12 protein-coding genes, 1 tRNA gene and 1 pseudogene are annotated in these 14,588 nt (G+C 60.4%); 9 read left to right on the forward strand and 5 right to left on the reverse strand.

The window, feature by feature from the left end; translation table 11 throughout:
- Positions 1–315 (reverse strand): annotated as a pseudogene (locus CMI59_RS05865) (DUF3376 domain-containing protein); the annotation flags it as partial.
- Between the two features lie 159 nt (positions 316–474).
- Here CMI59_RS05865 and CMI59_RS05870 point away from each other — a divergent pair.
- The 3 genes from CMI59_RS05870 to CMI59_RS05880 all read left to right on the forward strand — a co-directional run bounded on the left by CMI59_RS05870 (position 475) and on the right by CMI59_RS05880 (position 4,302).
- Positions 475–1,269, forward strand: coding sequence for a sulfite exporter TauE/SafE family protein (locus CMI59_RS05870; protein ID WP_293325984.1), 795 nt, complete (start codon positions 475–477; stop codon positions 1,267–1,269).
- Positions 1,270–1,399: 130 nt separating this feature from the next.
- A complete protein-coding gene (locus tag CMI59_RS05875; protein WP_293325986.1) occupies positions 1,400–3,217 on the forward strand; it encodes an arylsulfatase in 1,818 nt (605 codons plus the stop codon).
- Positions 3,214–4,302: a glutathione S-transferase family protein gene (locus CMI59_RS05880; protein WP_293325988.1), complete on the forward strand. Its 1,089-nt coding sequence runs from the start codon at positions 3,214–3,216 to the stop codon at positions 4,300–4,302. Before CMI59_RS05875 ends, CMI59_RS05880 begins: the two co-directional genes overlap by 4 nt.
- Here the strand turns inward: CMI59_RS05880 and CMI59_RS05885 are convergent.
- The 3 genes from CMI59_RS05885 to CMI59_RS05895 all read right to left on the reverse strand — a co-directional run bounded on the left by CMI59_RS05885 (position 4,292) and on the right by CMI59_RS05895 (position 6,481).
- Positions 4,292–5,494, reverse strand: coding sequence for a hypothetical protein (locus CMI59_RS05885; RefSeq protein WP_293325991.1), 1,203 nt, complete (start codon positions 5,492–5,494; stop codon positions 4,292–4,294). The genes CMI59_RS05880 and CMI59_RS05885 overlap by 11 nt on opposite strands.
- Positions 5,495–5,627: 133 nt before the next feature.
- A tRNA-Val gene (locus CMI59_RS05890) sits at positions 5,628–5,703 on the reverse strand.
- 85 nt (positions 5,704–5,788) lie between these two features.
- Complete coding sequence (locus CMI59_RS05895) at positions 5,789–6,481, reverse strand: HAD family hydrolase (protein ID WP_293325994.1); 693 nt, start codon at positions 6,479–6,481, stop codon at positions 5,789–5,791.
- 62 nt (positions 6,482–6,543) lie between these two features.
- Between CMI59_RS05895 and CMI59_RS05900 the strand changes: the two genes are divergently transcribed.
- On the forward strand, positions 6,544–7,095 hold the full coding sequence (locus CMI59_RS05900; RefSeq protein ID WP_293325996.1) for a GNAT family N-acetyltransferase: 552 nt from the start codon (positions 6,544–6,546) through the stop codon (positions 7,093–7,095).
- Positions 7,096–7,098: 3 nt separating this feature from the next.
- On the opposite strand, the gene CMI59_RS05905 is transcribed toward CMI59_RS05900, so the two are convergent.
- Complete coding sequence (locus CMI59_RS05905; RefSeq protein ID WP_293325998.1) at positions 7,099–8,250, reverse strand: M14 family metallopeptidase; 1,152 nt, start codon at positions 8,248–8,250, stop codon at positions 7,099–7,101.
- Between the two features lie 164 nt (positions 8,251–8,414).
- Here CMI59_RS05905 and CMI59_RS05910 point away from each other — a divergent pair, with 164 nt between their 5' ends.
- From CMI59_RS05910 to CMI59_RS05930, 5 genes are all read left to right on the forward strand, one after another.
- Positions 8,415–9,887, forward strand: a complete 1,473-nt coding sequence (locus tag CMI59_RS05910) for an NAD-dependent succinate-semialdehyde dehydrogenase (protein ID WP_293326001.1) — start codon at positions 8,415–8,417, stop codon at positions 9,885–9,887.
- A 3-nt stretch (positions 9,888–9,890) separates the two neighbouring features.
- Positions 9,891–10,586 (forward strand): ribose-5-phosphate isomerase RpiA, encoded by a 696-nt coding sequence (rpiA, locus tag CMI59_RS05915; protein WP_293326004.1) that lies wholly within the window; start codon positions 9,891–9,893, stop codon positions 10,584–10,586.
- Positions 10,587–10,674: 88 nt separating this feature from the next.
- Positions 10,675–12,057, forward strand: coding sequence for a glutathione-disulfide reductase (gene gor, locus CMI59_RS05920; RefSeq protein ID WP_293326006.1), 1,383 nt, complete (start codon positions 10,675–10,677; stop codon positions 12,055–12,057).
- A 17-nt stretch (positions 12,058–12,074) separates the two neighbouring features.
- On the forward strand, positions 12,075–12,527 hold the full coding sequence (locus tag CMI59_RS05925; RefSeq protein ID WP_293326008.1) for a hypothetical protein: 453 nt from the start codon (positions 12,075–12,077) through the stop codon (positions 12,525–12,527).
- A 151-nt stretch (positions 12,528–12,678) separates the two neighbouring features.
- Positions 12,679–14,070 carry a class II 3-deoxy-7-phosphoheptulonate synthase gene (locus CMI59_RS05930; RefSeq protein WP_293326011.1) on the forward strand — a complete coding sequence of 464 codons (1,392 nt, stop codon included), beginning with the start codon at positions 12,679–12,681 and terminating at the stop codon, positions 14,068–14,070.
- Positions 14,071–14,588: the final 518 nt, after the last annotated feature.

The raw sequence follows: 14,588 nt of genomic DNA on the forward strand, positions 1-14,588 counted from the left end.
GCGAGCCAGCAAGACGCCATTGATGCCGCCCGCCGACGCCCCCGCGATCGTATCGACGAAAACGCGCAGATCGAGAGACTGGCCGATGGCCTGCAGCAGTTCGAAATAGAGCGGCTCTGTATCGGTTTCGCGAGCCGTATCGGTGTTGATATCCTCATAGCTCAGCGTCTGGCGCCTGGCGTGGTCCGGCTCGCCATGGAACATGGCCGAGGCGCGCAGGAGCTTTTGCACCTCCTTGGTGACGCCATGCATGTAGACCGCCAGCGATACGCCGCCATAACAGACCAGCGCCAGCCTGAGTTCTTTTTCCTTCATGGCCCCGAGTCGCCCCTTTTCGCGCCGATTTGCGGTCTACTCTAATCGTCACAGGCCCGAGAGCCAAAAGGTGAACTGAGGTCGGGGAACGTCTGCCTTGAATAAACATTAGAAATATCTAATATGTAGAGCAAATCACTCTCGGGCAGGCACTCGACAATGGAACTTCTCACCCCGGACATACTGGCCGTCTTTTCAGGCGTTCTGATCGGCCTCACGCTGGGCCTGATCGGCGGCGGCGGATCGATTCTGGCCGTGCCGCTCCTTGTCTATGTGGTCGGGGTCGGCTCCACGCATCTGGCAATCGGCACGAGTGCGTTCGCCGTCGCGGTCAATGCCGCCTTCGGTCTTGCGATGCATGCGCGGGCGCACACCGTCAAATGGCCCTGTGCGAGCGTTTTTGCCGGGTCGGGCATCGCAGGCGCGGCGCTGGGCGCCTGGGTGGGCAAGATGGTCGATGGAGAGACGTTGCTGGCGTTGTTCGGCCTGTTGATGATCGGCATCGGCGCGTCGATGTTCCTGCGCCGGTCCGATGGCGGCGACCCCGATGTGCATCTCGATACGGCCTCCGCGCCCCGTCTGCTGCCGCCTCTGGCGGGGGCCGGACTGAGTGTCGGTGCGCTGTCCGGCTTTTTCGGCATAGGGGGCGGCTTCCTCATCGTGCCGGGCCTCATCACGGTCACCGCCATGCCGATCCTGAACGCGGTCGGCTCCTCGCTAGTCTCGGTGACGGTGTTCGGCCTCACCACCTCCACCAGCTATGCGCTGTCCGGCCTCGTGGATTGGCGGGTCGCCGCCTTCCTCATCGGCGGCGGGGCGGTGGGGGCGTTTCTGGGCCAGCGCCTTGCCGGGCGGCTCTCCGGCGAAAAGCAGCTTCTGTCGAAGATCTTTGCCGTGTTCGTGATCGTGGTCGGGCTCTACGTGACCGGACAAGGGGTTGTCGCTCTTCTCTGATACTGCCGAAAGCGCCTCCGGTAGTCGATTTGCCTCATCCTGAAATTAATGGCTTCCATTGACTTTGGTGCGCGCCGCTGACATTTATGTTGGCAATATCGGTGTGGAGAGGCTGGTCGGGGAGAAATTAATGGAAATCATTAATGGCGGGCACCGTGCTCGATGGCGCATGCGGATGCTGATTTTCCCGGCCCTGTTGGCCGGATTGGTCCACGGCGCGCCGGCACTGGCCGAGGCCGAACCGGGCAAGCCCAATATCGTCGTTTTGCTGGTCGACGATGCCGCACTGATGGATTTCGGCGTTTACGGTGGCGAGGCCCGCACGCCGAATATCGATGCGCTGGCCGCGCGCGGGGCGCTCTTCACCCAGTACCGTTCTTCGCCGCTTTGCGCGCCCTCGCGCGCCATGCTGCTCACCGGCATGGACAATCACCGAAACGGCGTCGCCACCATTCCCGAAGTTATCCCGCCCGAGCAGGAGGGGAAGCCGGGTTACACGCTCTCGCTGGAACCGGGCGTTGCGACGCTGGCCGACTATCTGAAGGAGGCCGGCTATCGCACCTACATGACGGGCAAATGGCATCTGGGCAGCGGCGAGGGCGATCTGCCGGTGTCGCACGGTTTCGACCGTTCTTTCGCGCTCGATGCATCGGGGGCAGACAATTGGGAAGACAAATCCTACATGCCCTTCTACGCAGAGGCCCCCTGGTTCGAGGACGGGAAGCCTGCCGCGCTTCCCGAGGATTTTTACTCGTCGAAATTCATCGTCGACAAGGCGATCAGCTATATCGACGAGGACGACACCGCCGCGCCGTTCTTTGCCTATGTCGCTTTTCAGGCGATCCACATTCCCGTTCAGGCCCCGGCGGAATTCACCGGGAATTACGATGGCGTCTATGACGAGGGCTGGGAAGCCCTGCGCAAGGCCCGCCATGAAAAGGCCATTGCGGAAGGTCTCGTGCCGAAAGGAGCCAAGCTCGCGCCCATGCCGAAAGGGTCGAGGCCCTGGAGCGCGCTGAGCAAGGACGAGCAGAAGCTCTATGCCGCGCGCATGCAGGTCAATGCGGGCATGCTGGAGGCGATGGACTTCCATGTTGGGCGTCTGATCGAGCATCTGAAGGCGGAGGGCGCCTATGACAATACGATCTTCGTGGTGACGTCGGACAACGGTCCCGCACCCAGCCGTGGCGACAATAACTGGCAGCTTGCGCTGTGGATGAAGTTCAATGGCTACCATCTGGGCATGAAGAACATCGGCGAAAAGGGGAGCTGGGGTTTCATCGGGCCGGAATGGGCCAATGCCGCGGCCTCGCCGGGCGATCTCTTCAAATTCTATGCGGCAAGTGGCGGCGTGCGTGTGCCCTTCGTGATTGCGGGGCCGGGTGTCCCGCATGAGCGCGTGCAGTCCTTCGCCATGGTGACCGACGTCGCGCCGACCCTGCTGGAACTGGCAGGCATTGCGCCGGATGCGACAGGCCGGCGGCCCATGACCGGGCGCAGCCTTGTACCGGTGCTGGAAGGCGACGCGCCGCACACCTATGGGCCGGAGGACCCGGCGGGGATCGAAGTGTCGGGCAATACGGGCTTCTATCTCGACGGCTACAAGATCACCCGCAACATGGCCCCCATGGGCGATGGCAAATGGCGTCTCTACGACATCGGGGCGGATCCCGGCGAGACGACGGATCTCTCCGAAACCAAGCCCGAGGTGAAGCAGAAGCTCCTCATGGCCTATGCGGCTTACGCGAAGAAGATGGGCGTGCTGGAGATGCCGAAGGGGTATAGCTCAACCACTCAGCTTGACAGGAACACCCGCGAGCGTGTTCTGGCCCTGCACCCCTGGATACGCATCGTGGGCATTGCTGTGATCTTGTCGGTTTTCGCCGGAATTATATGGGGTATACGCAGTATTGTGCTGCGTCGGCGCGCGGGGAGGGCGGCCGGATGAAAGTATACGGTCTCAAATGCTCCTACTTCACGGGCAAGCTCGAAAGCTATCTGCGCTACAAGGAGATTCCTTACGAGTTCCGCGCCATGATCGTCCGGGAATTCACGAAGACCATTCCGGCCAAAACCGGCGCAATGCAGATGCCCGCTGTCGAACTCGATGACGGACGCTGGATGACGGATACGAGCCCGATCATCGACTGGTTCGAGACACAGCATTCAGAGCATCCGATCCTCCCCGACGACCCGGCACAGGCTTTCATCTGCCGCCTCATCGAGGATTACGCGGATGAATGGATGTGGCGCTCGGCCATGCATTACCGATGGAGCTACCCTGAGAGCGCGAAATTGCTGGCGCGTCAGATCGCCGATGAGTTGACGACGGATGTGCGCCTTCCGGGCTGGCTCAAGCGGAACCGGACGGAAAAGCGGCAATTCAATAATTTCGTTCTTGGCGACGGCGTGAACGACCGCACCCGCACCAATGTGGAGCAGGGCTATAAGACCCTGTTGAAGGTTCTCAACAATATCTTCGAGACGAGGCGCTATGTGTTGGGCGACCGGCCCACGCTTGCCGATATTGGGCTTATGGGGCCGCTCTTCCGGCATTTCTCAATGGATCCGACGCCCGCCATCATCATGCGCGAAACAGCGCCCGGCGTGATGGCCTGGGTCTATCGCGTATGGAATGCGCGCGCCTCGCGAGAGCATGGAGAACTGGTCTCCGGTATCCCCGACGATCTCCTGCCGCTCCTGAAAGAAATCGGCGAGACGCATCTGGAAGCCCTATGCGCCAATGCCGAAGCCTTTGCGAAGGGGCAGGAGCGCTATGAGGTCGATATTCAGGGCACGCCCTATACCGATCTGCCGGTCTCGCATTATCGCGTCTGGTGTCTGGAGATGCTCCAGAAGCGCTACAAGGCGCTGGGCGAGAACGCCCGCTCTGGCCTGTCCAAGGTGCTGGAAGAACAGGGTTGCGTGGAGCCGCTTCTGAGGCTTCCCGATGTGCGGAGCGGCTACGACCCGGAAGGCAAAACCCCCTTCGGCCATTCCTCGCTCCCCGTGTTCAAAGAAATCAAGAGTTAGTCGGCTTCGCTTTCACCGGCATATCCGTTTGAGGCAGAAGCTCCAGCAGTCGCTCAAGGGGCACGACCTCTCTTGTGTTGCCTGTCTCCATATCGTGCAGCCAGATGGACCAATTGTGGCCGCGATCCTCATCGGCGCGAAGGAGCACGATAGAACCGTCTGCTGATGCGTCTGTCTCGGAGGTGTATGTTTCGAGTGTGGTCAGTCGGCTGGTCTGAGTGCCTTCGAAAAGATACAGGTCATATACATATCCGCGTTGACCCTTGGTGGAGTCCGCGCGCGAGGTAAAGAATACTTTCTTCCCGTCTGCAGATGCAGAAAGTTGGCTGTAGCCCAGTTTGGTGAGCGGCAGGAAATAGTCCAACTCGCCATCCGGCTTTAGGCTGCATGGAAAGGGGTAGACCAATGACTTTCCCGCAGCCTCCATGGCGGCCTGGGCCGGTCCTCTAGACGGCGCTTTACAAGTAAAGATGAGATCGCCGTTTGCTGTTGGCGTCATTTTTCCGACCAACTGAAAAGTGGACGGTGTGATTGTGTTCGGCAGCAGGATCGTCTCCTGCGGATCGTCCAGCTTTACGGACGCTATGCCGAAAAAGCCAGCGGGGCGGGAGCCGCCCTCCTTGTTCCACTCTGCCTTTGCCCATGAAAAATAGATGGTCTGCCCGTCGGGGGAGAATTCTGGTGACAGCCGGATCTCGGAGCCGCCGTTTTCGGTCAGCTGCGTGTATTTGCCGGTTTCCAGATCGAACAAGCCGATGTGATAGCCGAACTCGGATTTTGAACAGGTCAAGTAGCAGAAGGCTGTCACCGACAGACGCTTGCCGTCGGGAGAGAATGATGGCGCTCCGACGCGGAGATATTCAGGCAGTTTGAGAAACTCTACCCGGTCGCTGTTGATATGATAGAGCGCGATGCCTTTTAGCGATTTCTCGCTGCGCTTGTCCTCGTAGGAAAACGCTACTCGGTCGCCCGACGGCGAAAGTGATGCAGATCTGATCTGAACATCGAGCTGGGGCTTTGGTCCGGGATACTCTGGTTTGCATCCGGCGATGGCGATCCCGAAAATCAGGCAGAGGAGGGGGAGCGCACCTTGTTTCGATGTCGACTGAGAGAATGCGACCGAAATTGCCTCAAAAAATAACCGGGCAGAATTCACTCGCGGCTTACGATGAATAGAAACGCTGTCGACCATTAGTCTCCCCCCAAAGGTCGGCCGCTCAGGCGGCACTATTTTAGGAAGTTTAGACGAGGGTGCTCCACTCCGGCCATCACGAAGTGACCGGCCGGATTTCCAGCGGATGGGGTGTTTCAGTTTTTCAGAAAAATGGTGGGCGGTACTGGATTCGAACCAGTGACCCCAGCGATGTGAACACTGTGCTCTACCAACTGAGCTAACCGCCCACGCGGGCTGCGGAGGTCTCCCCCCGCGCCGGGAGCCCGTCTATAGAGTCTCAGCCAGCTTCAAGTCAAGCGTTCCCGTGGCTTTTCACGATGTCTCGCCGAAATGGCGCGGAAGGATCGCCTCCAGCGCCTTCGGAAACTCGTCGAAATGGCCGATGAGATAATCGGCGCCCAATTCATCGAGGGATACCCGCCGATAACCGAAATCCACGCAAATGCATGGGATTTCCGCATTCTTCGCCGCAGCCGTGTCCGTCTCGCTATCTCCCACCATCACGGCGTGAATTGGCTCCGCCTTGAGCTGGCGCAGTGCCTCGAAGAGATGCTCGGGATCCGGTTTTTTGACCGGCAGCGTGTCGCCGCCGATCACGACCGGAAAAAACCGGTCGATTTCGAGAACCCGCAGCAATTCCCGCGACAGGTGCTCCACCTTGTTGGTGCAGACGGCAAGCCCGGCCCCTTGGTCGGAAAGTTCTTCCAGCAGCTCCCGCACGCCCGGCCAGAGCTGCGTGTGATCGGCGATATGGTCGGCGTAATAGTCGAGAAACTCCTCGAAAAGCTGGTCCAGCAGCGCCTCGGAGGCGGGCTCGCCGGTCTCGCGAAAGCCACGGTCCATAAGGAGCCGTGCGCCGCCGCCAACCAGATGGCGCACCCGCGTATCCGGAATACGGTCGCGGCCATGGCGCGTCAGCACCACATTCATTGTTTCGCACAAATCAGCGGCGGTATCGGCCAGCGTACCGTCCAGATCGAAAAGAAGGGCAGGGCGTTCGGGCATCGTCTCTCTCGAATTTTGCGTGCCGCTCTGTCGCACGGGAAGGCCTGGCGGGCAAGCTGCCCATGAAACCGGTGCATTTTTTCCTTCCCTTCGGCGTGCGGGGCGGCGACACTTTACCCATGTTGATCGCCTCGCGATATCAGGCCCGTATGGCCGAGCCGGGGCGGGACGAGGACATTCTCGCCCGTCTGAAGATCGCGTGCTGGCAGGAATCCTACGACCAGCTTCTCCCCGCCGACATTCTGAAGGGTATGAGCCTTGAGCGCACCCGCGCGACATGGCGGCATTCATTGCAGCATGGCATCGCCTGGATCGCCGAGCAGGGTGGCGCGCCCGTCGGTTTCGGCCATATGCGCGGCGATGAAATAACGATGCTTTATGTGCTGGCAAGCGATCAGGGCCACGGCCTTGGCTGCGAATTGCTGCTGCACCTTTTTGAGGAGATCGCCTGCTTCGGCCATCGCAAGGCGCATCTCTGGGTATTGGCGGAAAACCACAAGGCGCGCCGCTTCTATGCGCGAATGGGCGGCACCGCAGATGCGCGCCGCCCGGTCGGATTCGCGAATTATCCCGACATCATGGAAGTCCGCTACAATTTCGATATTGGCGGATAGCTGCTAATCGGCGGCCTTGTTGAGGCCTTCCTGCGTCCACTCGCCGAGCCCCCGCAATGTCTGCTCGTAACAGCTGAGCGCGTTGGTCAGGACATTCTCCTGCCAGCTCCGGCGGCGCGGCGCATAATCGTCGCGGATTTCCTCGAAATAGCCTTCGGCCTCCGGTGCATCGAAGCTGCCCTCGAAGCGCAGCCAGCGCTCCAGCATGGAAACGCGCATCGCTTTCGCCGGATCGTTCTTGAGGCGGGCGGAGCGGAATTCGATCACGGCGCCCGTGACACTCGCATGCGGGGCCACCATCTCCTCAAGGCCCCAGAAAAGAATGCCCCGCCTTGTCGGGCGTTTCGAACCCCACATGCGCTCGATCGTTTTCGGGTCGAGCGAGTTCGGTCCCCACCAGCGTTTGGCGCGATTAAGCGCCGCGCTGCCGGGACGCGAAAAGCACAGATGGATAAGATCTCCGTCACCCGCCGGGCCGGAATGCCAGTCGATGAACCCGATGCGCGGCGCATGGGCCAGCTCGCGGGCGACGATCTCCCGGATGACGAGATTGGACCATTCGGGCGCGGTGCCGCCGAAATGATAGCCGTCGGCATGGGTGTACTGCCCCCGGCTCAACGCATCTTCAAGCGCCCATTGCCCGTGCCGGTCGATGAAGCGCGCGCCGGCCATGAGCATCTTGTGGATCGCGTTCTCGTCGATCCGCTTCGGGCAAAGCGAAGGGTGCAGTTCCGCGTAGAGCGGATTTTCCGGATGGGGCTGGCTGTGGTCGAGAAAATTGCGGTTCAGATCGACATTGTTCTCGGTGCAGCGAAGTCCCCAGGCGAAGCCGAACGGGTTGACCGCGTGCAGCATGAGCATGGCGACGCCGGGCGGTAACGAGGCGGCGCCCCCTTCGCGGATCCAGGCGATCTGCGCGGCCGAGCCGCCGAATCCCTCCGCGCCATGCGTGCCGCAGGTATTGAGAAGCACCGTCGAGGCATCAGCCGGGCCGAACCAGGCACTGTCCAGATGAAGCTCATGGCCCAAAGGACCGCGGGCCAATGGATTTTCATAACTGGCAATCCGCGCGCCCGCTTCCGCCGCCGCGGCAAGAAAACGGCGCCGGGCCTGAAGATAGGTTTCGGAAAAACAGCTTTCGGGGGTAATCCTCACCTCGATGCCGCCCCTTTCCGCTTTCGCCGCGGGAGTGTTAACAATGCTCTGTCCGCATCGCTGCGGCGCAGATTTCGAACGAGTTTTAATCTTATCTGACGCGCATCACGGCGGAAACGATAGAAAGTGGCCCTGCCGGGCCCGCCCAATTGGAGAAATCCCCCATGACTGCCTCCAAGTCCCTTCCCGATTGCCTGAAAGACCGGGCGCTGCTGAAGGACCGTTGTTTCATTGATGGTGAGTGGATTGGCGCGGATGGCGCGACGATTGACGTGACGAACCCTGCGACAGGCGATCTGATCGCCAAAGTTCCCTCGCTCGGCGTGAACGATGTCCGCCGGGCGGTCGATGCCGCGGAGAAGGCGCAGAAGGACTGGGCTGCCCGCCCGGCCAAGGAGCGCGCCGCGATCCTGCGCAAATGGTTCGATCTCATCATGGCCAACCAGGACGATCTGGGGGCCATCATGACGGCCGAGCAGGGCAAGCCGCTGACGGAAGCCAAGGGCGAGGTCGCTTATGCTGCGTCCTTCATCGAGTATTATTCCGAAGAGGCCAAACGCATTTATGGCTCCATCGTGCCCGCGCCGACGACGGACCGGCGCATCGTGGTGCTGAAACAGCCCATCGGCGTTTGCGCGGCCATCACGCCCTGGAACTTCCCGGCGGCGATGATTACGCGAAAGGCGGGCCCCGCGCTCGCAGCGGGCTGCGCCATGGTGGTGAAGCCAGCCAGCGCGACGCCGCTTTCCGCCTTCGCCCTGGCGGAGCTTGCCGACCGCGCCGGGTTGCCCAAAGGCCTGCTCTCGGTCATTACTGGCAAGGCCGGCGAACTCGGCACGGAAATGACCACCAATGCCAAGATCCGCAAGGTGACCTTCACCGGCTCGACGGAAATCGGCAAGAAGCTGATGGAACAGTCCGCATCCACGGTGAAGAAGGTCGCGCTGGAGCTTGGCGGCAATGCGCCTTTCATTGTGTTCGACGACGCCGATGTCGACGCGGCGGTGGAGGGGGCGCTTGCCTCCAAATATCGCAATACCGGCCAGACCTGCATCTGCACCAATCGCTTCCTCGTGCATGACAAGGTTTATGACAGCTTCGTCGAGAAACTCGGGCAGAAGGTTTCGGAACTGAAAGTCGGTTCCGGCTTCGAGGACGGCGTGGCCCAGGGCCCGCTGATTGACGAGGCTGGCGTGGAAAAGGTCGAGGAACATCTGGCCGATGCCACCTCCAAGGGCGCGCGTATCGTCACCGGCGGCAAGCGGCATGAGTTGGGCGGCACCTTCTTCCAGCCCACTGTGATTGCCGATGCGACGCCGGACATGCTTGTCGCGCAGGAAGAAACCTTCGGACCTCTCGCGCCGGTCTTCCGTTTCAAGACGGAAGATGAGGCAATCAAGATGGCGAACGACACCCCCTTCGGCCTTGCCTCCTATTTCTACAGCCGCGATGTCGCGCGGTGTTGGCGTGTGGCGGAGGCGCTGGAATACGGCCTTGTGGGCGTCAATGCGGGCCTCATTTCAACCGAGGTGGCGCCCTTCGGAGGCTATAAGGAGTCCGGGCTCGGCCGCGAAGGCGGGCCCTGGGGCATCGAGGAATTCCTGGAAACGAAATATGTCGCAATGGCGGGGCTTTGAGCGATGAGTTCGAATGAGCAGAAGAAGAATGCGGCGCTGAAGGCAGCGAGCTTTATCGAAAACGGCATGAAGCTCGGTCTTGGCACGGGCTCCACGGCGGAATATTTCGTCCAGGCGCTGGGCGCGCGCGTGGCCGAAGGGCTCGACATTGTCGGCGTGCCGACCTCCGAGCGCACTCGCGCCATGGCGGAGACGCTGGGCATCCCGCTCACCAATCTCGACGACACGCCGCATCTCGATATCACCATCGACGGGGCGGATGAGCTCGACAGCAAGCTGCGCCTCATCAAGGGCGGTGGCGGCGCGCTCCTGCGCGAAAAGATCGTGGCGACGGCTTCGGATCGCATGATCGTGATTGCGGACGTCTCGAAAGTGGTCGGAACGCTGGGCGCCTTCCCGTTGCCGGTGGAAGTGATCCCCTTCGGGTCCACCGCGACGGTGGGCCGGATGGCGGATGTGGCGAAGGCTTGCGGCTGCGAGGGCGAGATTCGCCTGCGGGCCGACGAGTTCGGCGAGCCGTTCTTCACCGATTCCGAGAATTTCATCTTCGACTGCCATTTCGGCAGCATTCCCGATCCGGACAGCCTCGCGGCGGAGCTGAACAAGATCGCAGGCGTCGTCGATAACGGATTGTTTATCGGAATTTGTTCCTTCGCCATTGTCGGAACGGACCAGGGTTCCGACATAATCGGTCAGTAACCCGCCGGACAGGGCAGGTTCTCTCACATGGGGCGGCCTCGCATGTATGCCGCTCACCCAAAAAGACTTAGGCGACCGGGAGCGGCTGATGACGCAGTATGACTATGACCTCTTTGTGATCGGAGCCGGCTCCGGTGGTGTACGTGCCAGCCGTGTGGCCGCCAGCCATGGCGCGAAAGTGGCGGTGGCCGAGGAATATCGCGTTGGCGGCACCTGCGTCATTCGCGGCTGTGTGCCGAAGAAGCTTTTCGTCTATGCCAGCCACTTTGCCGAGGAGTTCGAGGAAGCGGCGGGCTTCGGCTGGCAGGTCGGCGAGGCTCGTTTCGACTGGAAGACGCTGCTTGCCAACAAGGATCGCGAAATCGACCGGTTGAACGGTATCTACATCCGCAATCTGAACAATGCGGGCGTGGAGATCATCGAAAGCCGCGCCGTGCTGAAGGATGCGCACACCGTTTATCTCGCGGGCGAAGATCGCGACGTGACGGCGGAGCGCATTCTGATCGCCGTCGGTGCCACGCCCTACCTGTCGGATATTCCCGGCATCGAATATGCGATCAGCTCCAACGAAGCCTTCCATCTGGAAGAACTGCCAAAGCGTATCGTGGTCGCAGGCGGCGGATATATCGCTGTCGAGTTCGCGGGCATCTTCAACGGGCTCGGTGTGGAAGTGACGCAGCTCTATCGCGGGCCGCTCTTCATGCGCGGTTTCGACGATGATCTGCGCGATACGCTGGCCGAGGAAATGCGCAAGAAGGGCGTCGACCTGCGTATGGATTGCGACATCACGGCGATCGAAAAGCAGGACAATGGCGAGCTTCACCTGAAGCTCTCCAATGGCGACACGATCCACACCGATGCGGTGATGTATGCGACCGGCCGCGTGCCGAAGACCGACGGGCTGGGCCTCGACCGGGCAGGGGTGCAGCTCGGCGATAATGGCGAGATTCTGGTCGACGAATATTCGCAGACCAATGTCGATAGCATCTACGCAGTGGGCGATGTGACGGACCGGGCGGCACTGACGCCGGTTGCGATCCGCGAAGGCCAGGCCTTTGCCGAAACCGTCTATGCGGACAAGCCGCTCACGGTCGATCACTCGATCATCCCGACCGCCGTCTTCTCCCAGCCGGAGCTGGGCACGGTCGGCCTGACCGAGACGGAGGCCCGCAAGGCCCATGGTGAGGTCGATATCTACAAGACGAGCTTCCGCCCCATGAAGGGCACGCTGTCGGGCAGCGAGGAAAAGACCTTCATGAAGCTCATCGTGCATCCGGAAACGGACAAGGTGCTGGGCGTTCACATCGTCGGCCCGGCCTCGGGCGAAATGATCCAGGCGCTCGGTATCGCCGTTTCGATGGGCGCAACCAAGGCCCAGTTCGATGCGACCATCGCGGTCCATCCCACGGCGGCGGAGGAGCTTGTGACGATGAAGCAGAAATGGGTCCCGCCCGCCCAGGCAGCGGAGTAAAACGGCGGAGTTGAAACATGGTGCTCGGTTTTCAGCCTGAGATGGATTTTCAGCGGCTTATTGGCTGGAAACTGTCTGAGGTCACTGTCGACAAGTGCCACGTCATGTTTTTCTTCAACAACAATCACGACCTTCTCAATGTTGCTGACAGGTTCTCGTACCGGTCGGCAGACGGAAGCTGCTGCTACACATATGAAATCTATGGCGAGCGGCAGTTCTTGGATGTCGCCGCGATTTTGTGGACTGCAATTTCAGACGTCGAAATCGTGTCTCGCTCCGAGCTGAAACTTGTCTTCGAAACCGGGGCCAGCATCTCCATTTTTGATAATCCCCGTTTTCGCTCATGGTGGTTTATGCCTGTCACCGAAAATGGCAGGAAACTCTGGATTTCCGACAAGGACCTCGACGAACTTACGGATGAGGAAATCGCCGCAGGGGCGGGAACGGGACAGGGGAGTGCGGGGAGTTAACCGCCTTTCCGGTTCATTATGCCGATCAAGGGCTTGGGGTTCCTTTTAGAGCCCTTGTGGACTATATATCCGCCTTCCATATGAAAGTTGGGCGCTTTCCCCGCAAAAGGGCCGGGACGCCGCGCATTTTCGCGTTTTGGAGATTGGATCGATGGCGGATCATTGGACACCGCATAGCTGGCGCTCGAAGCCGGCGAAGCATATTCCGGACTATCCGGATAAAATGGAACTCAATGCCGTGGAGCAGCGTCTGCGCTCCTATCCGCCGCTCGTGTTTGCAGGTGAGGCGCGCAAGCTGAAGGCCGAGCTGGCCGAAGTGTGCGAAGGCCGGGCTTTTCTGCTGCAGGGCGGCGATTGCGCGGAGAGCTTTGCCGAATTTTCAGCCGACAATATTCGCGACACCTTCCGTGTGCTGCTGCAGATGGCGGTGGTGCTGACCTATGCCGCCGCCTCGCCGGTGGTGAAGGTGGGCCGCATTGCGGGCCAGTTCGCCAAGCCGCGTTCCTCGCCCACCGAGACGCAGGGCGATGTGACGCTGCCGAGCTATCTGGGCGACAACATCAACGGGATCGACTTCAACGAGAAGTCGCGTATCCCCGATCCGGATCGTCTGCTGCGCGCCTACAGCCAGTCGGCCTCGACGCTGAACCTGCTGCGCGCCTTTGCGACGGGCGGTTATGCCGATCTCGATTTCGTGCATCGCTGGAATCTCGGCTTCCTGGCCGAGACGCCGGAAAGCGCGCGCTACGAAGAACTGGCGAACCGTATTTCCGAGACGCTGGACTTCATGAAGGCCTGCGGCATCAATGGCGAGACGGCGCCGCAGCTTCGTCAGACCGATTTCTTCACCAGCCATGAAGCGCTGCTTCTGGGCTATGAAGAAGCGATGACGCGCGTGGACAGCACGTCCGGCGATTTCTACGACACCTCGGCCCATATGCTCTGGATCGGCGACCGCACGCGCCAGCCGGACCATGCGCATGTGGAATTCCTGAGCGGCGTGAAGAACCCGATCGCCATGAAATGCGGCCCTTCGCTCGATCCGGAAGAGCTGGTGAAGCTCACCGACATTCTGAACCCGGACAATGAGCCGGGCCGCCTGACGCTCATTTGCCGTTTCGGCGCGGAGAATGTCGAAAAGCATCTGCCGGCACTGATCGAGGCGATCAAGCGCGAGGGCAAGAAGGTGGTGTGGTCCTGCGATCCCATGCATGGCAACACGATCAAGAGCTCGACCGGTTACAAGACGCGTCCCGTGGATCGCGTGCTCGCCGAGGTGCAGGCCTTCATGGCCGTGCATCGCGATCAGGGCACCCATGCGGGCGGCGTCCATTTCGAGATGACCGGCCAGAACGTGACGGAATGCCTTGGCGGTGCGCAGGCGATCACCGAGACGGAACTCGGCGATCGCTATCACACCCATTGCGATCCGCGCCTCAATGCCAGCCAGGCGCTGGAGCTGGCCTTCCTCATCGCCGAAGGGCTGAAGAAGGAACGTTCCGGCACCGCGATGAGCAATGTGGCGATGACCGCCGCTTTCTGATCGACGCGCGATACGAATTGAAAAGCCCGGCGGAAACGCCGGGCTTTTTGATTTAAACGCGAGACTATTTGGGCGAGTTTTTCAATTGTGGAAGCACGGCTTCCTCAATCCATTGGTACGGTGGGAAAGTTCTTATGTCTGTATCTTGTAAGTAGACATACGGCTTGTCTCTCTTCAAAAATTGCTTTTTTTGCCGCAGAGAAAATGGGAGCTTCGGAACAGTCAGAAACACCATGAAGCCCTTAACGATAAAAAACACCGTTAGATGAGGTGAGCGATAATCCGGAACGCGCCAAAGCGTTGGAGAAAAGATTGCTCCCTCAAGTGCCGCGCGTGGGAAAATGCCTGCGCCATCGTAAAGCGCGCTGAGTCCGCACGTGACGGATTGAAATGGATTTGTGTCCTCCTGGAAACTTTCTCTTAGAGCCTGTTCCAAAAAGAGGTGTGTGATTTCAGCGGCTTATGATTCTGTTGGTTTGCGAACTAACAGGAGATCGATATGCCGTGGACTGAAATCA

It is taken from the genome of Parvibaculum sp. (genome assembly GCF_002684405.1).
GTDB lineage: Bacteria > Pseudomonadota > Alphaproteobacteria > Parvibaculales > Parvibaculaceae > Parvibaculum.